Raw genomic sequence first — 19,450 nt, 5'->3', positions numbered from 1 at the left:
CGCCGCCCCGCGCCAGCAACTGACGGAGCGGCTGGTGACGGGACGGGTGCGAGCGCGGGGCGTCGATGCGCCCAAGGGAATCCGAAGGCAGGCGCCGAAGGGCGCCCACGAGGATGACGCAGGGGCAAGTCCGGAGCGAAGGCTCCGGACCGCAATCGTGGCCCCGCGCTCGCACCCGGCCCGGCGCCGGCCGCGTCTCAAGAACCCCGCCCGACGCCAGCACCGCCAGCACCGCCGGCATCGACAGCACCACCGGCATCGACAGCACCGCCAGCCAATACAGCGAATACAGCAAACAAAAAACAAAGCCAGAGGCAACCCAGCAAACCAGCAAACCAGCAAACCAGCCCACACCGCCTCAATAAACCCCAATAGCATGCCGCGCCACAAAATGCCCCTCACCCACGGCAACCAACGGCTCAACCAGCGGCTCATCCCCCACCCGGCGCATCGGGCTGGGAATCTCATCCACCAGCAGCGACCGCTCCCGATGCCGCCGCTGCGGATCCGCGATCGGCACCGCCGCCATCAGCTTCTTCGTATAAGGATGCTGCGGATTTTCAAAGATCGCCCGCCGAGGCCCGATCTCCACGATCTGCCCCAGATACATCACGGCCACCCGATGGCTCACCCGCTCCACCACCGCCATATCGTGCGAGATAAACAAAAACGACACACCCAGTTCACGCTGCAGATCCAGCAGCAGATTCACGATCTGCGCCTGAATCGACACGTCCAGCGCCGACACCGACTCATCCGCGATCACCACCTTGGGATTGAGCGCCAGCGCCCGCGCGATGCAGATCCGCTGACGCTGCCCGCCCGAGAACTCATGCGGATAGCGGTCGATCATTTCCGGCAGCAACCCGCACTTGTCCATCAGCCACCGCACCCGATCCTGCGCCGCTTTACCGCGCGCCACCTTGTGGATCAAGAGCGGCTCCATGATCGAATAGCCCACCGTCATCCGCGGATCCAGCGACGCGAACGGATCCTGGAAAATGAACTGGATATGCTGGCGCAGCGTCTGCATGGCGCTGCCGCGCAGTGCACCGATATTCTTGCCGTCGAATTCAATCGACCCGCTCTTGCTCTTGACCAGTTGCAGCAATGAACGGCCAGTCGTCGTCTTTCCGCACCCCGACTCGCCCACCAGCGACAGCGTCTCGCCCGGATACAGGTCAAAACTGACCTTCTCGACCGCATGCACGCGCTTCTGCACCCGGCCCAGAATGCCACCGGTAATGTCAAAGCTGGTGGTCAGATCCCGCACCTTCAGCACCGGCCCGTTCTCGCGCCGCACCGTCGATGGCGCGGCCACCGGCGTATCCACCAGCTTGGCCGGATCCGGCACGCGCGCGGCCTCGTCCACCTTCAACAGCGGAAACGGCGCCGGCTCGTCCGTGCCCTGCATCGCGCCCAGGCGCGGCACCGCCGACAGCAGCGCCCGCGTGTAGGCATGCTGCGGACGCGCAAAGATCTCGTCCGAACCGCCCTCTTCGACCTTGTCGCCCCGGTACATCACCAGCACGCGGTCGGCCACTTCCGCCACCACCCCCATGTCGTGCGTGATGAAGATCACGCCCATGTCCATCTCTTCCTGGAGCTGGCGGATGAGTTGCAGGATCTGCGCCTGGATCGTGACATCCAGGGCGGTCGTCGGCTCGTCGGCGATCAAGAGTTGCGGCTTGCAAGATAGCGCCATCGCGATCATCACGCGCTGGCGCATGCCGCCCGACAGCTGGTGCGGATAGCGGTCCAGAATGGCGCGCGCCTCGGGAATGCGCACGCGCTCCAGCATGCGCAGCGTCTCGGCGCGGGCGGCCGCGGCGTCAAGCCCCTGATGCAGCTGCAGGGCCTCGGCGATCTGGTTGCCGGCCGTGAAGCTGGGGTTCAGCGAGGTCATCGGCTCCTGGAAGATCATGGCGACATCCGCGCCGCGCACGCGTTGCAGCGTGGAATCGGGTGCATTGACCAGATCCAGCACGTCGCCGCTGCGCCGGCGCAGCAGCATCCCGCCGTTGGCAATATGTCCGCCGCCGTACTCGACCAGCCGCATCAGCGCCAGCGAGGTCACGGACTTGCCGGACCCCGACTCGCCCACGATGGCCAGCGTCTCGCCGCGGTTCACGTGAAAGGAAACATTGCGCACCGCTTCCACGGTGCGTTCGGGCGTTTTGAACCGCACCGTCAGGTCATTGACCTGCACGACGCGGTTGGAATCCATGGTTGCCATATCGATTACTTTTCCTGACGCGGATCGAGCGCGTCGCGCAGCCCGTCACCCAGCAGATTGAAGCCCAGCACCACCAGGAAAATGGCCGATCCGGGGAAGATCGACATCCAGGGCGCCTGGGTCATGAAGTTCTTGGCCGTGTTCAGCATCGAGCCCCACGACGGCGTCGGCGGTTGCAGGCCCAGGCCCAGGAAGGACAGGCTGGCCTCGGCGATGATGGCCGTGGCGATGGTGATCGTGGCCTGTACGATCAGCGGCGGCATGACGTTGGGAAACACGTGGCGGCCGATGATGCGCAGGTCGGAAGCGCCCAGCGCGCGGGCGCTCTGCACGTAGTCTTCATTTTTGACCGCCAGCACCTGCCCCCGGGTCAGCCGGATGAACTTGGGCGCCGCCGATACACCGATGGCGATCATTGCGTTCGTCAGGCTGGGCCCCAGGAAGGCGGCCAGCGCAATGGCCAGGATCAGGAAGGGAATGGCCAAGAGCGCCTCGGTGGCGCGCGAGATGACGCTGTCCGTCCAGCCGCCGAAGTAGCCCGCGGCCAGGCCAAAGGGCACGCCCACGACCAGCGCGATCAGCACCGACACCAGGCCCGCCATCAGCGAGGCGCGCGCGCCGTAGACCATGCGGCTGTAGATGTCCCGGCCCAGCTCGTCCGTGCCCAGCCAATGCGCCGCCGACGGCGCCTTGCGGATGGTGGTGAAGCTGGTTTGCAGGGGATCCTGGCTGACGATGAACGGGGCCAGGATGGCCACCAGCACGAAGAACAGCACGATGCCCAGGCCGAGCATCGCGATGCGGTTGCGTTTGAACTTGGCCCACGCGCGATTGCGGCTGCGGGGCGGCGTGACGGCTGCGGCCGTTGCAGGAATTGCGCTCATGAGTGCCTCAGGCGGGGATTGACCAGGATGTACAGGATGTCGGCCAGCAGGTTCATCAGGATGAAGCCCACCGCCACGCAGAGCACCACGCCCTGCACCACCGCGTAGTCGCGGGTGAACACCGCGTCGACCACCAGCTTGCCGAAGCCCGGGATTGTGAAGACCTGTTCGGTCAGCACGGCGCCGGCCAGCAGTTCGCCAAACAGCAGCGTGACCAGCGTGACGATCGGCATGAGCGCATTGCGCAGCGCGTGGCGCAGCACCACGCTGCGCGGCGACACGCCCTTCGCGCGGGCGGTGCGCACGTAATCCGCGGACAGCGCCTCCAGCATGGACGACCGGGTGTGCCGCATCAGGTACGCGGCAATCGCGGTGGACAGCACCAGCGACGGCATCAGCATGGTCTTGATGGACAGCCAGAAGTCCTCGGACGGCGACACGTAGCCCGAGGCCGGCAACAGCTTCCACTGCACCGACACCACCATGATGAGGATGATGCCCAGCCAGAAATTGGGAATGGACATGCCGGATAGCGCCGCGATGTTGGCGCCCATCTCGACGGGCTTGCCCTTGCGCACCGCGGCGATGATGCCCATGGGAATGCCCACCAAAAGCGCAAAGAACATCGCCATGGCGGCCAGTTGCAGGGTGACGGGCAGCTTTTGCGCGATCAGCGTCGTGACGGGCACGTCGGTGCGCAGGGACTTGCCCAGGTCGCCTTGCAGCACCTGCCCGGCCCAGGCCGCGTACTGCATCGGCAACGGGTCGTTCAGGCGGTATTTGTCGCGCAGGTAGTCCAGCACGGCCGGGTCGCGCTCTTCGCCGGCCAGGGTCAGCACCGGATCGCCGGGCAGGATTTTCTGCAGCATGAACACGATCATCGACACCAATATCAGTGTCGGGATCGCGACGATCACGCGGCGCAAGATGAGTTTAAGCATGAGGAAAACCGTAAGACAGGAACGACGGACGGCGCCGGCCGGACAAGGGACGATGCGCGTCCGCCGCAAACGACAACCGGACGCGCAAGGCGCGTCCGGCGGGTGCGGCGGTCGATTGCCGCCCCAACATTACTTCTGCGCGAACGTCACGCCCTTGAGCCGGATCATACCGTCCGGGTAGGGAGTGAAACCCTGGACCTTCTTGCTCATGACGAAGGGCCACGGCTGGTAGTAGTTGTACACGCCGGGCAGTTCGTCCTGGATGATGGTCTGCGCCTGGTCGTAGATCGCCTTGCGCTTGGCCTCGTCCGGCACCGTGCGCGCCTGGTTGAGCAGCTTGTCGACCTCAGGGTTGCAGTAGTGGCCGTCGTTCAGCGCGCCCTTGCAGGTGACGAAGGCGTGGATGTTGCCGTCGGGATCGACCCGGCCGGACCAGCCCAGCATCACGATCTGGAAGTTGCCGCCCGAGGCTTCCTTTTGCAACGCCGCGTATTCGGTCGGGCGCAGCGACAGGTCAAAGCCCGCCTCGGCGGCCATCGCCTGGACGATCTCGGCGATGGACGAGGTGGTGGTGTTGTTGCCAAACACCAGCTCGGCCTTCACGCGGTCAAAGCCGGCCTGCTTGAGCAGGCTCTTGGACTTGGCCACGTCGCGCTGGGTGACGGGGAACTTGTCGCTGTGATAGGGGCTGGCGGGCGGGAACGGCTGCTGGGCCGGTTCAAAGATGCCGCCGCCGGCCACTTCGTTGATGGCGTTGCGGTCGATGGCGTACTGGAACGCCTGGCGCACCAGCTTGTTCTTGAACGGGTTGTCTTCGGCGCGCTTGCCGTTGCCCACGTTGAACATGAACTGCTGGAAGCCCAGGCCAGCGACCGGTGCGAACGTCAGGCTGGCGTCGGTCTTGACCTGCGGGGCATCGGACGGATTCAGGCGCTCCAGCATGTCCAGGTCGCCGGCGCGCAGGTTGGACAGGCGCACGGTGGTGTCCGGGATGGGCAGGAACGTCAGGCGCTTGAACGCGTAGTCCTTGGCGCCGTAGTACTGGTCGAATTTTTCGAGAACGATGCGGTCGTTCTGGATGCGTTCGACGAACTTGTACGGACCCGAGCAGATGGGCTTGCGGCCCACGGCGGCGACGTCGTCCGAGAAGGTCTTGGGCGACAGCATCATGCCGGCTCGGTCGGACAGCTGCGCGAGCAGCGTGGCGTCCGGTTCCTTCAGGGTGAGCACCAGCGTGGTGGCGTCCGGCGCGTCGACCTTGGCGACCGAACGGAGCTCGCCCTTGCGCAGGCTGTCCGGCAGGCTCATGGCGCGTTCCAGGTTGGCCTTGGCCGCGGCCGCGTCGAACTTGGTGCCGTCGTGGAACGACGCGTCGTCGCGCAGCTTGAAGGTCAGCACCTTGTTGTCGTCGCTGAACGACCACGAGGTGGCCAGTTGCGGCACGAAGTGCAGTTTGGGATCGATGTCCACCAGCTTGTCGCACAGCGACGTGAACACGATGCGGCCCACGTAGGTGCGGGCGCGGTGCGGATCCAGAACATCGGGATCTTCCTGCAGGCCGATGCGGATGTTCTGGGCGCTGGCGGCGCCGGCGGCCAGCGCCAGCAGGCTGGCGCCGAAGGTCATGGTCAAGCGTTTCATTGTGTTTATTCCCCTTGTTGCTGCATTTGCCGGTTTAAGGAAGCGCTTTAGAAGCCCACCGCCTGGCCGTCACGACGGCTGTCGCTAGCGGCGACGTAACCCAGTTCGTTGTCGTTTTCGGACATGCGCCAGATGAATTGGCCGGCGCCGAAATCCATGTACGGATCGTCAACGGATTTCAAAGCATGCCCCAGGTCCTTCAGTCCCGCAATCGTAGAAGCCTTCATATTGGTCTCGATGTCGAGCGTGAAGTCGCGGTTGACCTTCCAGCGCGGGGCGCAGCATGCGGCCTGCGGGTTCTGGTGGTAGTCGATCATGCGGACCACGGTCTGCATGTGGCCCTGGGGCTGCATGTCGCCGCCCATGACGCCAAAGCTCATGACCGGCTTGCCGCCGCGCGTGAGGAAACCCGGGATGATGGTGTGGAACGGGCGCTTACCGCCTTCGACCACGTTGGCCGACTTGGGATCCATCGAGAAGCCCACGCCGCGGTTCTGCATGCTGATGCCCGTGCCCGGCACGACCACGCCCGACCCGAAGCCCATGTAGTTGGACTGGATGAACGAGATCATCATGCCGTTTTCGTCGGCGGCGGTCAGGTAGATGGTGCCGCCCGCGTGCGGACGGCCGGCCTCGAAGTGGGTGGCCTGGTCCAGGCGGATCAGCTTGGCGCGGCTGTCCAGGTAAGCGTCCGACAGCATCTGCTCGGGCGTGACCTGCATGGCGCGGGGGTCGGCGACGTACTTGTAGAGGTCGGCGAACGCCAGCTTCATGGCTTCGATCTGGATGTGCTGCGATTGCACCGAATCCACGGGAATGTCGGCCATGTCGAAGCGTTCGACGATACCCAGCGCGATCAGCGCGGCGATGCCCTGCCCGTTCGGCGGGATTTCGTGCAGCTCGTAGCCGCGATAGGACTTGGAGATGGGCTTGACCCATTCCGGACGGTAGCCGCGCAGGTCTTCCAGCGTCATCGCGCCGCCGCATTCCTTGCTGAAGGCGGCGATGCGCTCGGCCAGTTCGCCTTCGTAGAAGTCGCGGCCCTTGGATTCGGCGATGCGGCGCAGCGTGTTGGCGGCGTCGGGGAAGCGGAAGTGCTCGCCGACCTTGGGCGCGCGGCCTTCGGGCAGGAAGGCCTGGGCGTAGCCAGGCTGCGACTTCAGTTCCTCGGCGGCGGCGGCCCACTTGTGCGCCACGACGGGCGGCACGGCGTAGCCGCGTTCGGCGATCTCGATGGCGGGTTCGAACAGTTGTTCGAACGGCAGCTTGCCCAGCTTTTCATGCAACGCGGCCCAGCCGGCCACCACGCCGGGAACCGTGACCGCGTCCCAGCCGCGCTTGGGCTGGATGGCCAGGCCATTGGCGTCGGTGCCGTACTTGCGCTTGAAGTATTCGGTGTTCCAGGCGGCGGGCGCGACGCCCGACGAGTTCAGGCCGTGCAGCTCCTTGCCGTCCCAGACGATGGCAAAGCAGTCGCCGCCCAGGCCGCAGGAAACCGGTTCGACCAGGACGATCGTGGCCGCGGCCGCGATGGCGGCGTCCACGGCGTTGCCGCCCTTGAGCAGCATGCGCAGCCCCGCCTGGGCAGCCAGCGGGTGCGACGTGGAAACCACGTTGCGGGCAAACAGCGGAATGCGGACGGAAGGATACGGGTTGGCCCAGTCGAAGGTTTTCATGTGGCGGGTCTCATAAGGTTAAGCGGGCGAAGTTACTCTCGTGCTTTAATTAAATCAATTTGATTTTTTGTTCCGTCATAAAAGAATTTTTTATGAGTACGATCCGGTTCATGCGCACGTTTCTGGCTGTCGCGCACCATGGTTCCTTCTCGGAAGCGGCCGAGCAAGTGGCCCTGACGCAGGCGGCCGTCAGCTTTCAGATGCGCTCGCTGGAAGCCGAGCTGGGGCGAGAACTTTTCGACCGCAGCGGGCGCCTGGCCATCCTGAACGCGGCCGGGCGCGAATTGCTTCCTGAAATCAAGCACTTGCTTGATTTATACGACAGACTGCGGCGGCCGAACACCGCGCCCGGCGAATTGGCCGGGTCCGTGTCGGTGGGCAGCATCGTGTCCTGCATGGGGACGCTATCGAAGGTCATCTCGGGATTGAAAAAGGCCCACCCCAAGCTGGACGTGCGCATCCTGTCGGGCAAGGCCAGCGAGCTGGCGGGCAAGGTCGAGGACGGCGAGCTGGACGCGGCATTCCTGGTGGAAGCCGGGCGCAAGATGGCCAGCACGCGCTGGACCGCACTTTATGAAGAACAGATGGTGGTGATCGCCCCGCGCTCGGCGGCCGGCAAGGACGCCCGCGAAGTGCTGGCGGGCAATCCGTTCCTGCGCTTTGACCGCACCCAGCGCACCGGGCTGCAGATCGACCGGCTGCTGCGCCGGATGGCGGTGCCGGTCAATGACTTCCTGGAACTGAACGCGATCGAGACGCTGGTGGAACTGGTGCGCCAGGAAGTCGGCGTGACGCTGCTGCCGCTGATCAACGGGGCGAACTGGCAGCACAGTCCGGAGTTGCAGATCTTTCACCTGCCCGACGACCTGGGGCCGCTGTCCCGCTCCATCGGGATGCTGGAACGCCGCGAACACGCCCGCCAGGGCATCACCGCAGCGATCTGCGAGGCGTGCGCGCAGGCTTTCCGCGCACGCGAACCGCAGACCGCCGCGTGACGTTTACATCGCCATGGCCGGATCGGTCACGGACGCCTTGCCGGTTTCGACGCGGCCGGCAAAGCGGCGCAGCCACGACGGATCCTCGGCCAGCCGCACCGTGAAGTCGTACCACGCGTGGCTGCCCGCAAGCGCCCAATGCTGCTCGACCTGCGCGCCCGCCGCGACCGTGAAGGTCCAGCGCTCGTGGTTGGCGTAATACGCATTGGGCGTGACTTCAAAGGTGCACGGGGTCTTGCCGGCGTTGATGAAGCTGACGTAGACGTCGCCATTGGCGATGTCGTAGCAGACGCGGATCTCGGCATCCTGCTGCGCCGTGCGGTCATGCGCCACGTCGCCGGCGAAATGGCGGTGCCAGCCGTTGGGGCCCAGGACCCACAGGTCATATTTGCCGCCGTCGGCCGCCGTGTCCCAGCTGCCTTCGAGCTGCTTGCCCGGTTCCACGGTGTAGCGGCGCGGCAGGCGGTCCAGATGCAGGCGGTCATACACATGGAACACCGCGGCCTGTTTACCGGTGTTTGAAAACACCAGCCACATGTTGCCGGTGCCCGGCTGGCTGCGGCCGCTCGCGTGCAGCTCGTACGGCAAGGCGCGGGAATAACGCACGCCGGGCTCTTGCACACCCTTGGCCTGCGTGGACGGATCGGGCAGCGGCACGGCGGTCAGCGCTTCCTGCGCGGCGCGTTCCTGGTCCGATCCGCTGCGGGTCAGGATGTTCAGGTCGGGCAGCTTTTCGTCGTTGGGCGTGGCGAAGTTGAAGGCCGAGGTCAGGTCGCCCAGCACGGCGCGGCGCCACGGGCTGATGTTCTCTTCCTTCACGCCGAAGCGGGCTTCCAGGAATTGCAGCACGGAGGTGTGGTCGAAGGCCTGGGAATTGACCCAGCCGCCACGGCTCCAGGGCGACACGACGTACATCGGCACGCGGGGGCCGGGGCCGTAGACGCGATTGTCGGCCGCGTCCTGGGCGGACGCGTGCGTGTGGCGCTCCAGGTCGGTGTTGACGGTGGAGGCGCCGGCCATCGAGCCATCGGCATTCAGCGAGGGCGCGGCGGGCGGCGGCACGTGGTCGAAGTAGCCGTCGTTCTCGTCGAAGTTGATGAGCAGGACGGTCTTGCTCCAGACGTCCGGATTGGCGGTCAGCGCGTCCAGCGTTTCCTGGATGTACCAGGCGCCCTGCACGGGGCTGGAGGGGCCGGGGTGCTCGGAGTAGGTTGCCGGCGCCACGATCCATGACACCTGCGGCAGCGTGCCGTTCATCGCGTCGTCGCGCAGCGCCTGCAGGAAGCCGCCGTCCGGCATCGTGTTGGCGGTGCCCTTGTAGAGCGGATTGGCCGCGTCCATGCTGGGCGTCCAGGCCGGGTAAGGCGCGCCATTGCTGCCGTTGCCCGCCAGTTCGTTGGCGCGGCGGTACTGCTGGAAGCCAGCCAGTGGGTTGTCGCCGAAGTTCTCGGGCAGGTTCTGGTAGACCTTCCACGTCACACCGTTTTCCTGCAGGCGCTCCGGATACGTCTTCCAGGTCCAGCCGATGTTCGAGGCGCCCAGGCTGTCCCACTGGTTGCGGGTCGAGGGGCCGTTGCCCTGCGCCAGCGGATCGTTGGTGCCGGTCCAGTGAAAGAGGCGGTTGGTGTTGGTGCCGCCGTGGGTGGAACAGTGGTAGGCGTCGCACAGGGTGAAGGCATCGGCCAGCGCGAACTGGAACTCGACTTCCTTCTGGCGGTAGTAGCCCATCGACTGGTTCTGCTTGTAGCGGGGCCATTGATACATGCGGCCGCCGTCCCAGGCCATCTGCGCATCCACGTAGTCGTGGGGCGTGCCGGCCACGCGCTGGGCGTTGCCCTGCGTACTGTCCAGGTGGTACGGCATGACGACGCGCGTGCCGTTGGTCTGTTCCCAGACCGAGCGGTCCTGCGGCAGCGGGATGGTGATGCGGTCGCCAAAGCCTCGCACACCCTTGAACGTGCCGAAGTACATGTCGAACGAGCGGTTCTCCTGCATCAGGATGACCACGTGCTCGACGTCGTTGATGGTGCCGGTGCGGTTATTGGCGGGAATGGCGAGCGCGCGGCGGATCGCGGGCGGGAACATCGACAGCGCGGTCAGGCCCGCCGTGGAGGCAGCGGCGTTGCGCAGGAACCGGCGCTTGCCGGCGTGGATCGTGTCTTTATCGGACTTCACGGAGGATTTTCCTATGTGTCTGGAATAGGCGCGGCTCAGGGCGCGCAACGCAGTTCGGGCTTGGCCGGCGGCGGCGTGGTGGGCGTTTCGGGCTGGGTGGGCGTACCCGGATTGCCGGGCGTGGCGGCGTCGTCGTCGCCGCCATCGTCGCCACCGCAGGCGGCCAGGGTGGCGGTCAGCATCAACACCGCGCCGGCGCGCAGGAAACCGCGCAAAATCATGGACTTGCTCATGGGGTATTTATCCTTGGGACATCAGGGAAACAGTTCGTGGACGGACTTGCCGGACAGGGCGAGGGACTTCACTTCTTCCTCGGTCAACGCCCGCGACCAGAACGCCAGGTCATCGAAAATCATCGTGTACGGGCCCTTGGTGCCGGCGCAGCAGATGCCGTAGGTGCCGCGACCGTCTTCGTTCAGGCCGATGTGCGGACCGAAGATGCCGGCGACCTGGGCCAGGTTGACGCCGGGCGTGGCGGTGGAGGTCACGCTGCGCACAAAGCCCAGTTCGCTGTCGTAGCGGTAGGCGGTCATGGTGCGGGCCGTCTTGTCGATGGTCATGGCGATGTAGACGGGCTTGTTGGGCGTGAACTTCACGCCGTTGATGTCCGCGCGCTTGCCGCCGCCAGCGATGTTGAAGCGCAGTTCGGGCCCTGCCCATTGGGCGATGGTGATGCCAGGGTTGCCGCCGGAGTTGTAGTCTTTATTGCCGATGATCGAGCGGTCATTGGCGGTGCCGTCGGACTGGAACCAGAAGCCGATGGTGAACGCCTGCACGCTGTCCAGGAGGCCCGCCGGATAGTCCAGCTTGAATGCGCCCAGGGCCGCCGAGCCGCGCTCGTTCCGGAAGCTCTTGCCGTACACGCCGGGGTCGGCATAGGCGGGCGCCTGGGTGCCGTCGAAGGGCGTGATCGCGCCGCCGCCGGCGGCCTTGTCGGCCACGTCGCCCTCGAAGGGGAAGAACATGGTCAGGCCGGTGCGCAGCGAGGCCAAGAGGGGCACGGGCTTGACGTAGACGACCGTGGCGCGCGCGGCGCTGACCGCGTGGCCGGTGGAGACGCTGTAGGCCACTTCATGCACGCCCTCTGCAGTGAAGGTGAAGCCGGTGTCGACGTATTCGGTGGCGGTGCCGGGCAGGCGCGCGACTTCCTTGCCGTCGCGGCTGACGACGATGTCGCCGGCGGGCTCCCCAACGCGGACCCAGGTGACGGTGACGCTCTTGTTGTCCATGGAGGTGCGGGTGGCGACGCGGCGCAGCGCCAGCGGCTCGCTAAGCGCGGTGCCGGCCATGTCGTAGGCGGCGGCGTCGGGCAAGGCATCCAGGTGCGACAGGACGGTGGGCGCCACGTCGGCCGCGCTGGGCAGCGCGTACCAGTTGGTGTCCCATACGCCGTCGAACGAGGCGTCGTCGGCGCTGCCGCCGAGCAGCGCGGGCTGATTGGCGGCGAGCAGAATGGTCTTGTTGGAGGAGAACGGCAGGCCGTCGCTGCCGCCGGTCTTGTCCAGGCCGTGGCTTGTGGCGACGACCATGAGCCAGTTTTCGTTGGGATGCGCGGCGCGGCGGTCGGCCAGCTGTTTGGCCAGGACGCCAAGGGCGGCGTCGGTCTGGCGGATGACGGCGTCGTAGGTGGTGCCGAAGCCGTTTTCGGCAGCGGCGCGTTCGGGCGCGCCGAATTGCGCGACGACGAGGTCGTAGCCTTCGGCGATGCGGTCGCGGGCTTGAGAGGCGACGCAGTCGTCCTGGCCTGCGCAGTCGGTTAGCGTCTGGACGTAGCCGGCGTCGCGGTCGATGTTTAAAAGGCTGGCCAGCAGCGGAGAGTTGAAGGCGCCGGCGGTGCGCGCTTCAGGCTGTGCGGTCTTGATGCGTTGGAACAGGCTGGGGGCTTTCATGCCCTGGCTCTGTGCATTGGAGCGCACGCCGTGGACGTCGGCCCATTGCCCGGTGAGCAAGGTGGCCCAGCCGGGCGCGGTGAGCGTGGGCTGTTGGGTCACGGTGCCGGTCACGCCGCCGGTCCAGGCGCGGGTGACGGTCAGCTGGCTCAAGTTGGGCAGCGTGTTGTCCGCCACGCCGCGCCGCAGCGCGTCATACGTCAGGCCGTCCACGCCGACAAACAGCACCTTGCTGGCGCTCGCCTCGCCCGGCGTTGTCACGGGCGGCTGGGTCGGCGGGGCCACGGGGGCTTCGTCGTCATCGTCATCGCCGCCTCCACAGCCGGCCAACACGCTGGTCGCCAGCAACATGGCGCACCATCTTCTCCAATTCAATGTCTGCATTGCTTCTCTTCTCTTTTTCATGAAGGGGGTCTTACGCTGGCCGACATGGTGGCGACTGAACGTGAAAGACCCGTGAAGCAAAGGCGAGAAACCTTGATTGCTGAATCAGGATTCTTTTGCGGATGAGGCAATGCGCGTCGGACTTCTGGGCAGGTGGATTGCGTGCGAGGCAAGGGAGCGGGTGGGTTTTTGGCGGCTGGGAATGTGGTGATGGCGGGTGTTTTGACACTCGGAAAGTCGACACGACATGCCGGCGACCTTCTCCCAGGGCTGCCTGACGGCTTGTTCCCTTTTTGCGTGTTGGCTTGCCTGGGGTTGGGTTCTTGAGACGTCCGGCACGGCGACGGCCCGGGGCGCGCGGGGCCACGATTGCGGTCCGGACCCTTCGCTCCGGACTTGCCTAGGCGGCCCCCCCCGTCGTCATCTTCGTCCGCCTTCAGCTCCCTTCAGATTCCCTCGGGCTTATCGACGCCCCGCGCACCCCGGGCCGCCACCGCACCGGACTCGAGCGGCTGAAGTTTTCCGGGCGGCGGGACGGTCAGCGTGCTTGGCGTTCTGTTGGAGACGTGCCCGGGGTTGAAGCGGCTTGCGGTGCCCGTCCCCGGTTGGCCGCGCGGGCGGCCTCCGGGGACTTACGCGGTGTCTTGCGGCGTGGCGATGACGCTTCGCGTGTGGCGGGGTTTGGGTCGGAATTCTTTGGGGGGGAGGTGATGGTGCCGGGTGTCTGACACCCAATGAGACATTGCGGCAAACCGGCATTCACTTCCATGGGTGTCAGACACCCAACATTGCTGTCATGAATCGCCGCTATAGTCGGCCGCGTTGCTTCATCTGCCGTTCAATCCCATGCCTTTGTCCCTGCGCCTGCCCCTGCCCTCCGCGCCCGCCTTGCTGCGTGTCCTTGCCGTGTTGATTTTTGCCGCGGGGCTTGGCGTGTGGGCGTCTATCCTGTTTGCGCCACAGCCCGGGCCCCTGCCCCCGGCGGTCTCGGCCGCTGCGCCGCGTGCGGCCGACAATACGCCGGTCGCGTTGTGGTTCGGCAAGGACGAAGCCATGCGCACGCAGATAACGGTACTGGGGGTGATCGCGGCTGGGCCCGATGGTGCGGCCGTGCTGAGCGTGGACGGCGGACCGCCGCTGGCTTGGCGCGCGGGGGCTGAAGTGGCGCCGGGCATCGTGCTTCGCGACATCGCGGCGGACGCCGTGACGGTCGAGCAGTCGGGCCGCGCGAGCCGCCTGGCCGCGCCGGCTGCCCAGGACGCGCCGGGCGGAATCACGCGCTTGAAGTGAATGCCGGCGGGTGACCTGCCGGCGTGCGCATTACTGTCATATTTCATGTCCACAATCCCGGGCTTCTAGTGAAAGACCGGAGTTGCAAAGTGCGTCAGTTACCGCGCGGGCTTGCCCGCCAGCAGGGCTTCACCCTCATCGAGATCATGGTGGTGATTGTGATCATGGGGATTCTGGCCGCGCTGGTGGTGCCACGCGTGCTCGACCGCCCGGACCAGGCGCGTCAGGCGGCCGCCCGGCAGGACATTGCGGGCATCATGCAGGCGCTCAAGCTGTACCGGCTGGACAATGGCCGCTATCCGACCACGGCGCAGGGCCTGCGCGCGCTGGCGCAGAAGCCGGAGGGCGTTGCCAACTGGCGTGGCTACCTGGACAAGCTGCCCAACGATCCGTGGGGACACCCCTACCAATATCTGAGCCCCGGCGTCAAAGGCGACGTGGATGTCTTCTCGTTCGGCGCCGACAACAAGCCCGGCGGAGAAAGCGGCGATGCCGACATCGGTTCCTGGGAACTCTGAACGCGGTTTCACGCTGGTCGAAGTCCTGGTGGTGCTGGTGATCGTGGCCATCGCGGCCAGCATGGTGAGCCTATCGGTCGGCCGTGGCGACAATCGTCTGCGCGCCGACGCCGAGCGACTGGCGGACGCGTTCACCGTGGCGCAGAGCGAGGCCCGCAGCGACGGGCGCCCGATCCGGTGGCTGGCAAACGGCCAGGGGTGGTCGTTCGAGCGCAACGGCCGCGCGGCCGGCCCTACCGCGCAAGACGACATCCCGGTGCCCCCGGACCGTCTCGACACCGACGAGGTGCTGCGTCCGCAGGCCTGGTCGGCCAGCCCGGTGCAATGGCGGCTGGATCCGGACCGGCCGCTGATCTTCAATACGGAATGGGTGGCCGCGCCCATGACGTTGACGTTGAGCGCGGCAGACGTGCGCGTGACACTGCAACGCGATGCCGCGGGACGCTATGAGATCCGCTGACGAATTCGACCAGGCCGCCCTCGATGGCGCGGCATTGCCGCGTCCGCGCAACCGCGAACGCGGTTTCACGCTTATTGAAGTGCTGGTTGCGCTGGCGATCATCGCCGTGGCGATGGGCGCGGCGTTGCGCGCCACGGGCGTCATGGCCGCGAACAACCGCGCGCTGCAGGACAAGACCCTGGCGTTGCTGGCGGCGCAGAACGCACTTACGCAGCTGCGTCTGGAACAGACGCTGCCGCGCGCCGGCTCGCAGACCGTGCCGTGTCCGCAAGGCGGCCTGGCGCTGCAGTGCGAACTGGTCTTTACCAATTCGATGAACCGCAGCTTTCGGCAGGTGTCGGTGAAGGTCCGCGACGCTGCGTCTTCGCGCGATGGCGCGATCCTGCTGCAGCTCGACGGACTGCTGTCCAGCCTGCGATGATCGTGCGCCGCCCACCGCAACCCCAGGCCGGCTTCACGCTGATCGAGGTGCTGGTCGCCCTGGCGCTGATGGCGCTTGTCAGCCTGATGGCCTGGCGCGGCCTGGCCAGCGTGTCGGGCGCGCGCGATCTTATCGCCGCGCAGGCCGAGGACACGGACGCCATCGTACGCACGCTGGGCCAGATGGCGCGCGATGTGGAGCTGTCGTACGCGGGCCCTGCGTTCGATTCACCGGGTCTGGACGCGGTGTCGTTCACGACGGGCCTGCGGCTGTTGCCGCGCGCCGCCGGCGGGCAGACGCTGGAAGTCCTGCGTCCCGATCCCGATGGCAACGGCCTGTGGCAGCGTGTTCAATGGCAGGTCCGCAACGACGGCCTGTGGCGCACCAGTGGCCCATCCGCGCCGCGCAGTCCGCTGCCGGCGGCCGTTGACGGCGTGCTGCTTTTGCCGGGCGTGCGCAATCTTGCACTGCGCGCCTGGGTGCCGGGCGTGGGCTGGGTGGACGCGAACGCGGCGCTCACGGCGGCGCCCAGCGGGCTGGAGATCGTTTTTGATCGTGGCGTGCCGGGCGATCTGCGGCGCTACTCGCGCATCCTGGAGCTGCCATGAGCCGCAGGGCTGTTCACGCACAGGCCTCGTGCAGCGGTCATGGGAGAGGCGGCGGGAACCGCCAACGCGGCGCGGCGGTCGTCAGCGCGCTCATCGTGGTTGCGATCGTGGCCGCGCTGACGACCAGCCTGTTCCAGCGGCAGACCGCCAGCACGCGGCGCGTGGAGAATGAACTGGCGCGCGTGCAGGCGCGCGCGATGCTTGCGGGCGGCATCGACTGGGCGCGGCTGGTGGTGCGCGACCATGGCCGGCGCGAGCCCACCACCCGCGGCGACCAGATTTGGGCGACCCCGGTGCTGGACACCCGTATCGAGCGCCCCGGGGACGACCGCGTGGCGGTGTTCTCGGGCGGGGTCCAGGACGAACAGGGCAAGTACAACCTCTTCAACCTGGCGCGCAACGGCGTGGCGCAGCCCGAGCAGGAAGAGATTCTGCGGCGCCTGCTCGGCACGCTGGAATTGCCCGACACGCTGGCCGCGCGCATCGTCGACATCGTTGCGGCCGCGCAGCCGCCCGCGCTGGCGGCGGACGCGCCCAACACCGCGGCGCAGCCCGGCCCGCTGGCGCGCGCGCCGTTGCCGCGCGGCGTGGACGAAGTCGCGGCGCTGCTGGACCTTGAACCGCCCATGCGAAACGCGTTGCGGCGCACGATGACGCTGCTGCCGTCGGCCACCCAGGTCAACGTCAACACCGCGCCCGCGGAGGTGATCGCCGCGCTGGTGCCGGGGCTGTCGCTGGCGCAGGCCCGTGCCCTGGCGGGCGAGCGCGACCGCGGCAACTGGTTCAACAACACCGGCGACTTCGCCAACCGGCTGGCGGGCACGGGCGTGAAGACGCCCGCACCCGCCGTCTCCACCAATAGCAGCTGGTTCCTGGCCAGCGGCACCGTGGTCTATGAACGGGCGCGCGTCTCCATGCAGGCGCTGATGCGCAGCGCCCCGCCGGCCGCTCCCGAAACCCTCTGGACGAGAGAAACACCTTGAAGAACACCCTGCGCATCGCCCTGCCCGCGCTGGAGGAATTTGGCGCCGATTCGCCGCTGCCCTACGCCTGGTTCGACCGGCGCGGCCGCTGCGTGCGGCAAGGCGAGCTGGCGCTACGCGCTCTTGGGCACGCCTGGCCCCAGGCCGCGTGCGAAGCGGTTCTGCACCCGGCCGACGTCATTTCGGCCACGGTGCAGATTCCCGCCGTGGCGCGCGCGCACTTCGGGGCAGCCGTGCGCGGCGCGCTGGAACCGCTGGTCCTGAGCGACCTGGATGGCCTTGCCATCGGTCACGGCGCACGCGCCGCTGACGGGTCCGTTGCGCTGGCCTGGTCCCCGCGCGAACCGGTGCGCCGCGCGTGGGGCCTGCTGAGCGAGCAAGGCCTGCGCGTGCGCGCGCTGATCGCCCCGCAAGCGCTGGCGCCAGCCACCGATGCGCCGCTGCGCGACCCTGCCGATCCGCGCTGGCACGCGCCCTCGCCCGCCTGGTCGCTGGCCATGCCGCATCTTGCGCCGGTCAGCGTGTCACGCTGGCGGCCGGTGTGGCGATGGGGCGCGCTGGCGGCCGTGGTGTGGATTGCGGGTTTGAACCTGTATGCCGCGCAACTGCGCGGCGAAGCGGACACCTTGCGGCGTGGCATGCACGACCAGGTGCTGGCGGCATTTCCGAACGTGCCCGTCGTGCTGGACCCGGCACGCCAGGCGCAGCAGGGGCTGGACGCGTTGCAGGCCAATCGCGGCGCCGCCAGCGCCGGCGACTTCCTGCCGCTGGCCCGCGCCGCCGCGCAGGCGCTGCCCTTTGCCGCCGACAAGGTCGCTCACCTGACATATGCCGACCAGGCGCTCACGCTGCAACTGGCGGACGCCGGCCCGCAAGCGCAACGCGTCGCTGAAACGCCGGCGCTGATCCAGCAAGCCGCCGCCCTGGGGCTGAAGCTGGAGCGCGGCGACACCGACAACACCTGGCGCATCGTGCGCAGCCAACCATGACACCGCTACATCGACTTCAAGCCGCGTGGCAGGCCGCCCGCAAACCCGTGGACCCCGCGCTGGCGCGCGCCCGAGCGCGCTACCAGGCGTTGGCCCCGCGCGAACGCCGCCTCGTCGCCGGCGCCGCGTTGCTTCTGGGCGCGGCGATTGGCTTTGTGACGCTGATCGAGCCCGCCCTGAACACTGTGCGCAAACTGCACGCCGAGCTGCCAGGCCTGCGCACGCAGGCCGCCACCGTCGCCGACCTGACGGCGCAAGCCTCCGCCCTGCGTCAGCGCAACGCGGTGCCCGCGGGGGCCATGCCCAGCACGCAGGAACTGTCGGCCAGCCTGGAACGCGCCGGCCTGCCCGCCGGGCAATGGACGCTGGCCGATGCCGACGCGGGCGGCGTCGCGCTGTCGTTGGCGCAGGCGCCGTCATCGGCGCTGATGCGCTGGCTGGACGGCGCGGGGCGCGATTGGGGACTGGCCATCTCGCAGGTGGACCTGACGCGCGCCGCAAACGCCAACGGACGGCCGCTGCCGGGCCTGGTCAACGGCAAGGTCGTGCTGCTGCCGCCGCAGGCGGCCGGGAGCCGCTGATGCCGCTGAAACTTCCTTCACGCCGCGTGGCGGGCCTGTGGCTGGCTGGCGTGTTGTGCGCCGCAGCTGCGGGTGCCGCCGTACTGCCTGCGCGATGGGTGCTGGCGCTCTTGCCCGCCGACGCGCCGGTCACGTTGGCCGACGCCAGCGGCACGCTGTGGCACGGCAGCGCGTGGATCGCCCTTGGCGCCGAAGGCGTGCGCCGCGTGCTGCCGCAACCGGTGCAATGGCAATGGCGCTGGGACACGATGGCGCTCGACATCTCGCACCCCTGGCTGCAAGGCGCGTTGCGCGCGCGCCCGGGGTGGAGCAGTCTGGCGCTGCCCGCGTCGTCCTTGCGCGTGCCCGCGACGGTTCTGCCCGCGCTCGGCGCGCCTTGGAATACGTTGTCGCCGCAAGGCATGCTGGAAATCAGCTGGCAGCCTTTGCGCCTGGGCGCCCCGCTTCCCCCCGGCCCGGCCGTGGACGTGCGCTGGCGAAACGCCGCGACTGCGCTCTCGCCCATCTCGCCGGTGGGGACTTATTTGCTGCGCGTGCAGGGCGGTAAAACCGGCGCGACGCTGGTCCTCAGCACGGAAAGCGGCCTGCTCGACGTCAAGGGCCAGGGCGGTAGCGGCCCCCAAGGCATCAGCTTCCAGGGCGAAGCCACGTTCGCCCGATCGGCCAACGAGGCCGATCGCGCCGCGCTGGACGGTCTGCTGTCGACCCTGGGCCGCCGTTCGGGCGACACGGTGACGTTCAGCGTGGGGAAATCCGGGCGATAGGAGCGGCGTCGGGCG

General features: G+C 67.5%; 18 protein-coding genes. 10 read left to right on the top strand and 8 right to left on the bottom strand.

Annotated elements, in window-relative coordinates; translation table 11 throughout:
- Positions 1 to 358: 358 nt before the first annotated feature.
- The 5 genes from KVT32_RS07160 to ggt all read right to left on the bottom strand — a co-directional run bounded on the left by KVT32_RS07160 (position 359) and on the right by ggt (position 7,378).
- The gene (locus KVT32_RS07160) at positions 359 to 2,227 is read right to left on the bottom strand and encodes a dipeptide ABC transporter ATP-binding protein (RefSeq protein WP_152385475.1); all 1,869 of its coding nucleotides are present in this window, start codon (positions 2,225 to 2,227) and stop codon (positions 359 to 361) included.
- Between the two features lie 14 nt (positions 2,228 to 2,241).
- Complete coding sequence (locus KVT32_RS07155) at positions 2,242 to 3,120, bottom strand: ABC transporter permease (protein WP_056316437.1); 879 nt, start codon at positions 3,118 to 3,120, stop codon at positions 2,242 to 2,244.
- Complete coding sequence (locus KVT32_RS07150) at positions 3,117 to 4,061, bottom strand: ABC transporter permease (RefSeq protein ID WP_056316436.1); 945 nt, start codon at positions 4,059 to 4,061, stop codon at positions 3,117 to 3,119. The genes KVT32_RS07155 and KVT32_RS07150 overlap by 4 nt, the downstream gene beginning before the upstream one ends.
- Positions 4,062 to 4,190: 129 nt before the next feature.
- On the bottom strand, positions 4,191 to 5,702 hold the full coding sequence (locus KVT32_RS07145) for an ABC transporter substrate-binding protein (protein ID WP_152384142.1): 1,512 nt from the start codon (positions 5,700 to 5,702) through the stop codon (positions 4,191 to 4,193).
- A 47-nt stretch (positions 5,703 to 5,749) separates the two neighbouring features.
- Positions 5,750 to 7,378 (bottom strand): gamma-glutamyltransferase, encoded by a 1,629-nt coding sequence (ggt, locus tag KVT32_RS07140; RefSeq protein WP_056316430.1) that lies wholly within the window; start codon positions 7,376 to 7,378, stop codon positions 5,750 to 5,752.
- 92 nt (positions 7,379 to 7,470) lie between these two features.
- On the opposite strand from ggt, the gene KVT32_RS07135 reads away from it, so the two are divergent.
- Positions 7,471 to 8,373: a LysR family transcriptional regulator gene (locus KVT32_RS07135; protein WP_175157373.1), complete on the top strand. Its 903-nt coding sequence runs from the start codon at positions 7,471 to 7,473 to the stop codon at positions 8,371 to 8,373.
- Between the two features lie 3 nt (positions 8,374 to 8,376).
- On the opposite strand, the gene KVT32_RS07130 is transcribed toward KVT32_RS07135, so the two are convergent.
- Genes KVT32_RS07130 through KVT32_RS07120 form a run of 3 tightly spaced genes read right to left on the bottom strand, consistent with a single transcriptional unit; the run spans position 8,377 to position 12,788 of the window.
- Positions 8,377 to 10,548 carry a phosphocholine-specific phospholipase C gene (locus tag KVT32_RS07130; RefSeq protein ID WP_217617900.1) on the bottom strand — a complete coding sequence of 724 codons (2,172 nt, stop codon included), beginning with the start codon at positions 10,546 to 10,548 and terminating at the stop codon, positions 8,377 to 8,379.
- Between the two features lie 35 nt (positions 10,549 to 10,583).
- Positions 10,584 to 10,781: a hypothetical protein gene (locus KVT32_RS07125; protein WP_174245375.1), complete on the bottom strand. Its 198-nt coding sequence runs from the start codon at positions 10,779 to 10,781 to the stop codon at positions 10,584 to 10,586.
- Positions 10,782 to 10,802: 21 nt separating this feature from the next.
- On the bottom strand, positions 10,803 to 12,788 hold the full coding sequence (locus KVT32_RS07120) for an alkaline phosphatase family protein (protein ID WP_152384140.1): 1,986 nt from the start codon (positions 12,786 to 12,788) through the stop codon (positions 10,803 to 10,805).
- Between the two features lie 879 nt (positions 12,789 to 13,667).
- On the opposite strand from KVT32_RS07120, the gene KVT32_RS07115 reads away from it, so the two are divergent.
- From KVT32_RS07115 to gspN, 9 genes are all read left to right on the top strand, one after another.
- Entirely contained in the window at positions 13,668 to 14,111 is a 444-nt protein-coding gene (locus tag KVT32_RS07115) for a general secretion pathway protein GspC (protein WP_217617899.1), read from the top strand.
- An 89-nt stretch (positions 14,112 to 14,200) separates the two neighbouring features.
- On the top strand, positions 14,201 to 14,629 hold the full coding sequence (gene gspG, locus KVT32_RS07110) for a type II secretion system major pseudopilin GspG (protein WP_056316420.1): 429 nt from the start codon (positions 14,201 to 14,203) through the stop codon (positions 14,627 to 14,629).
- Positions 14,601 to 15,089 (top strand): type II secretion system minor pseudopilin GspH, encoded by a 489-nt coding sequence (gspH, locus tag KVT32_RS07105; RefSeq protein ID WP_128828106.1) that lies wholly within the window; start codon positions 14,601 to 14,603, stop codon positions 15,087 to 15,089. The genes gspG and gspH overlap by 29 nt, the downstream gene beginning before the upstream one ends.
- A complete protein-coding gene (gspI, locus tag KVT32_RS07100; protein WP_175157370.1) occupies positions 15,076 to 15,510 on the top strand; it encodes a type II secretion system minor pseudopilin GspI in 435 nt (144 codons plus the stop codon). The genes gspH and gspI overlap by 14 nt, the downstream gene beginning before the upstream one ends.
- Positions 15,507 to 16,118, top strand: a complete 612-nt coding sequence (locus KVT32_RS07095; protein WP_217617898.1) for a prepilin-type N-terminal cleavage/methylation domain-containing protein — start codon at positions 15,507 to 15,509, stop codon at positions 16,116 to 16,118. Before gspI ends, KVT32_RS07095 begins: the two co-directional genes overlap by 4 nt.
- On the top strand, positions 16,115 to 17,101 hold the full coding sequence (gene gspK / locus KVT32_RS07090; protein ID WP_240622169.1) for a type II secretion system minor pseudopilin GspK: 987 nt from the start codon (positions 16,115 to 16,117) through the stop codon (positions 17,099 to 17,101). The genes KVT32_RS07095 and gspK overlap by 4 nt, the downstream gene beginning before the upstream one ends.
- Positions 17,098 to 18,090 (top strand): type II secretion system protein GspL, encoded by a 993-nt coding sequence (gene gspL / locus KVT32_RS07085; RefSeq protein ID WP_108006374.1) that lies wholly within the window; start codon positions 17,098 to 17,100, stop codon positions 18,088 to 18,090. Before gspK ends, gspL begins: the two co-directional genes overlap by 4 nt.
- A complete protein-coding gene (gene gspM, locus KVT32_RS07080; RefSeq protein WP_175157367.1) occupies positions 18,087 to 18,671 on the top strand; it encodes a type II secretion system protein GspM in 585 nt (194 codons plus the stop codon). Before gspL ends, gspM begins: the two co-directional genes overlap by 4 nt.
- On the top strand, positions 18,671 to 19,435 hold the full coding sequence (gspN, locus tag KVT32_RS07075; RefSeq protein WP_217617897.1) for a type II secretion system protein N: 765 nt from the start codon (positions 18,671 to 18,673) through the stop codon (positions 19,433 to 19,435). The genes gspM and gspN overlap by 1 nt, the downstream gene beginning before the upstream one ends.
- The last annotated feature ends 15 nt before the right edge of the window (positions 19,436 to 19,450 follow it).

Source organism: Achromobacter sp. GbtcB20, assembly GCF_019091095.1.
GTDB lineage: Bacteria > Pseudomonadota > Gammaproteobacteria > Burkholderiales > Burkholderiaceae_B > Achromobacter > Achromobacter mucicolens.
Note: the sequence above shows the minus strand (reverse complement) of the source record. Positions and strands in the feature narration are given on the sequence as shown.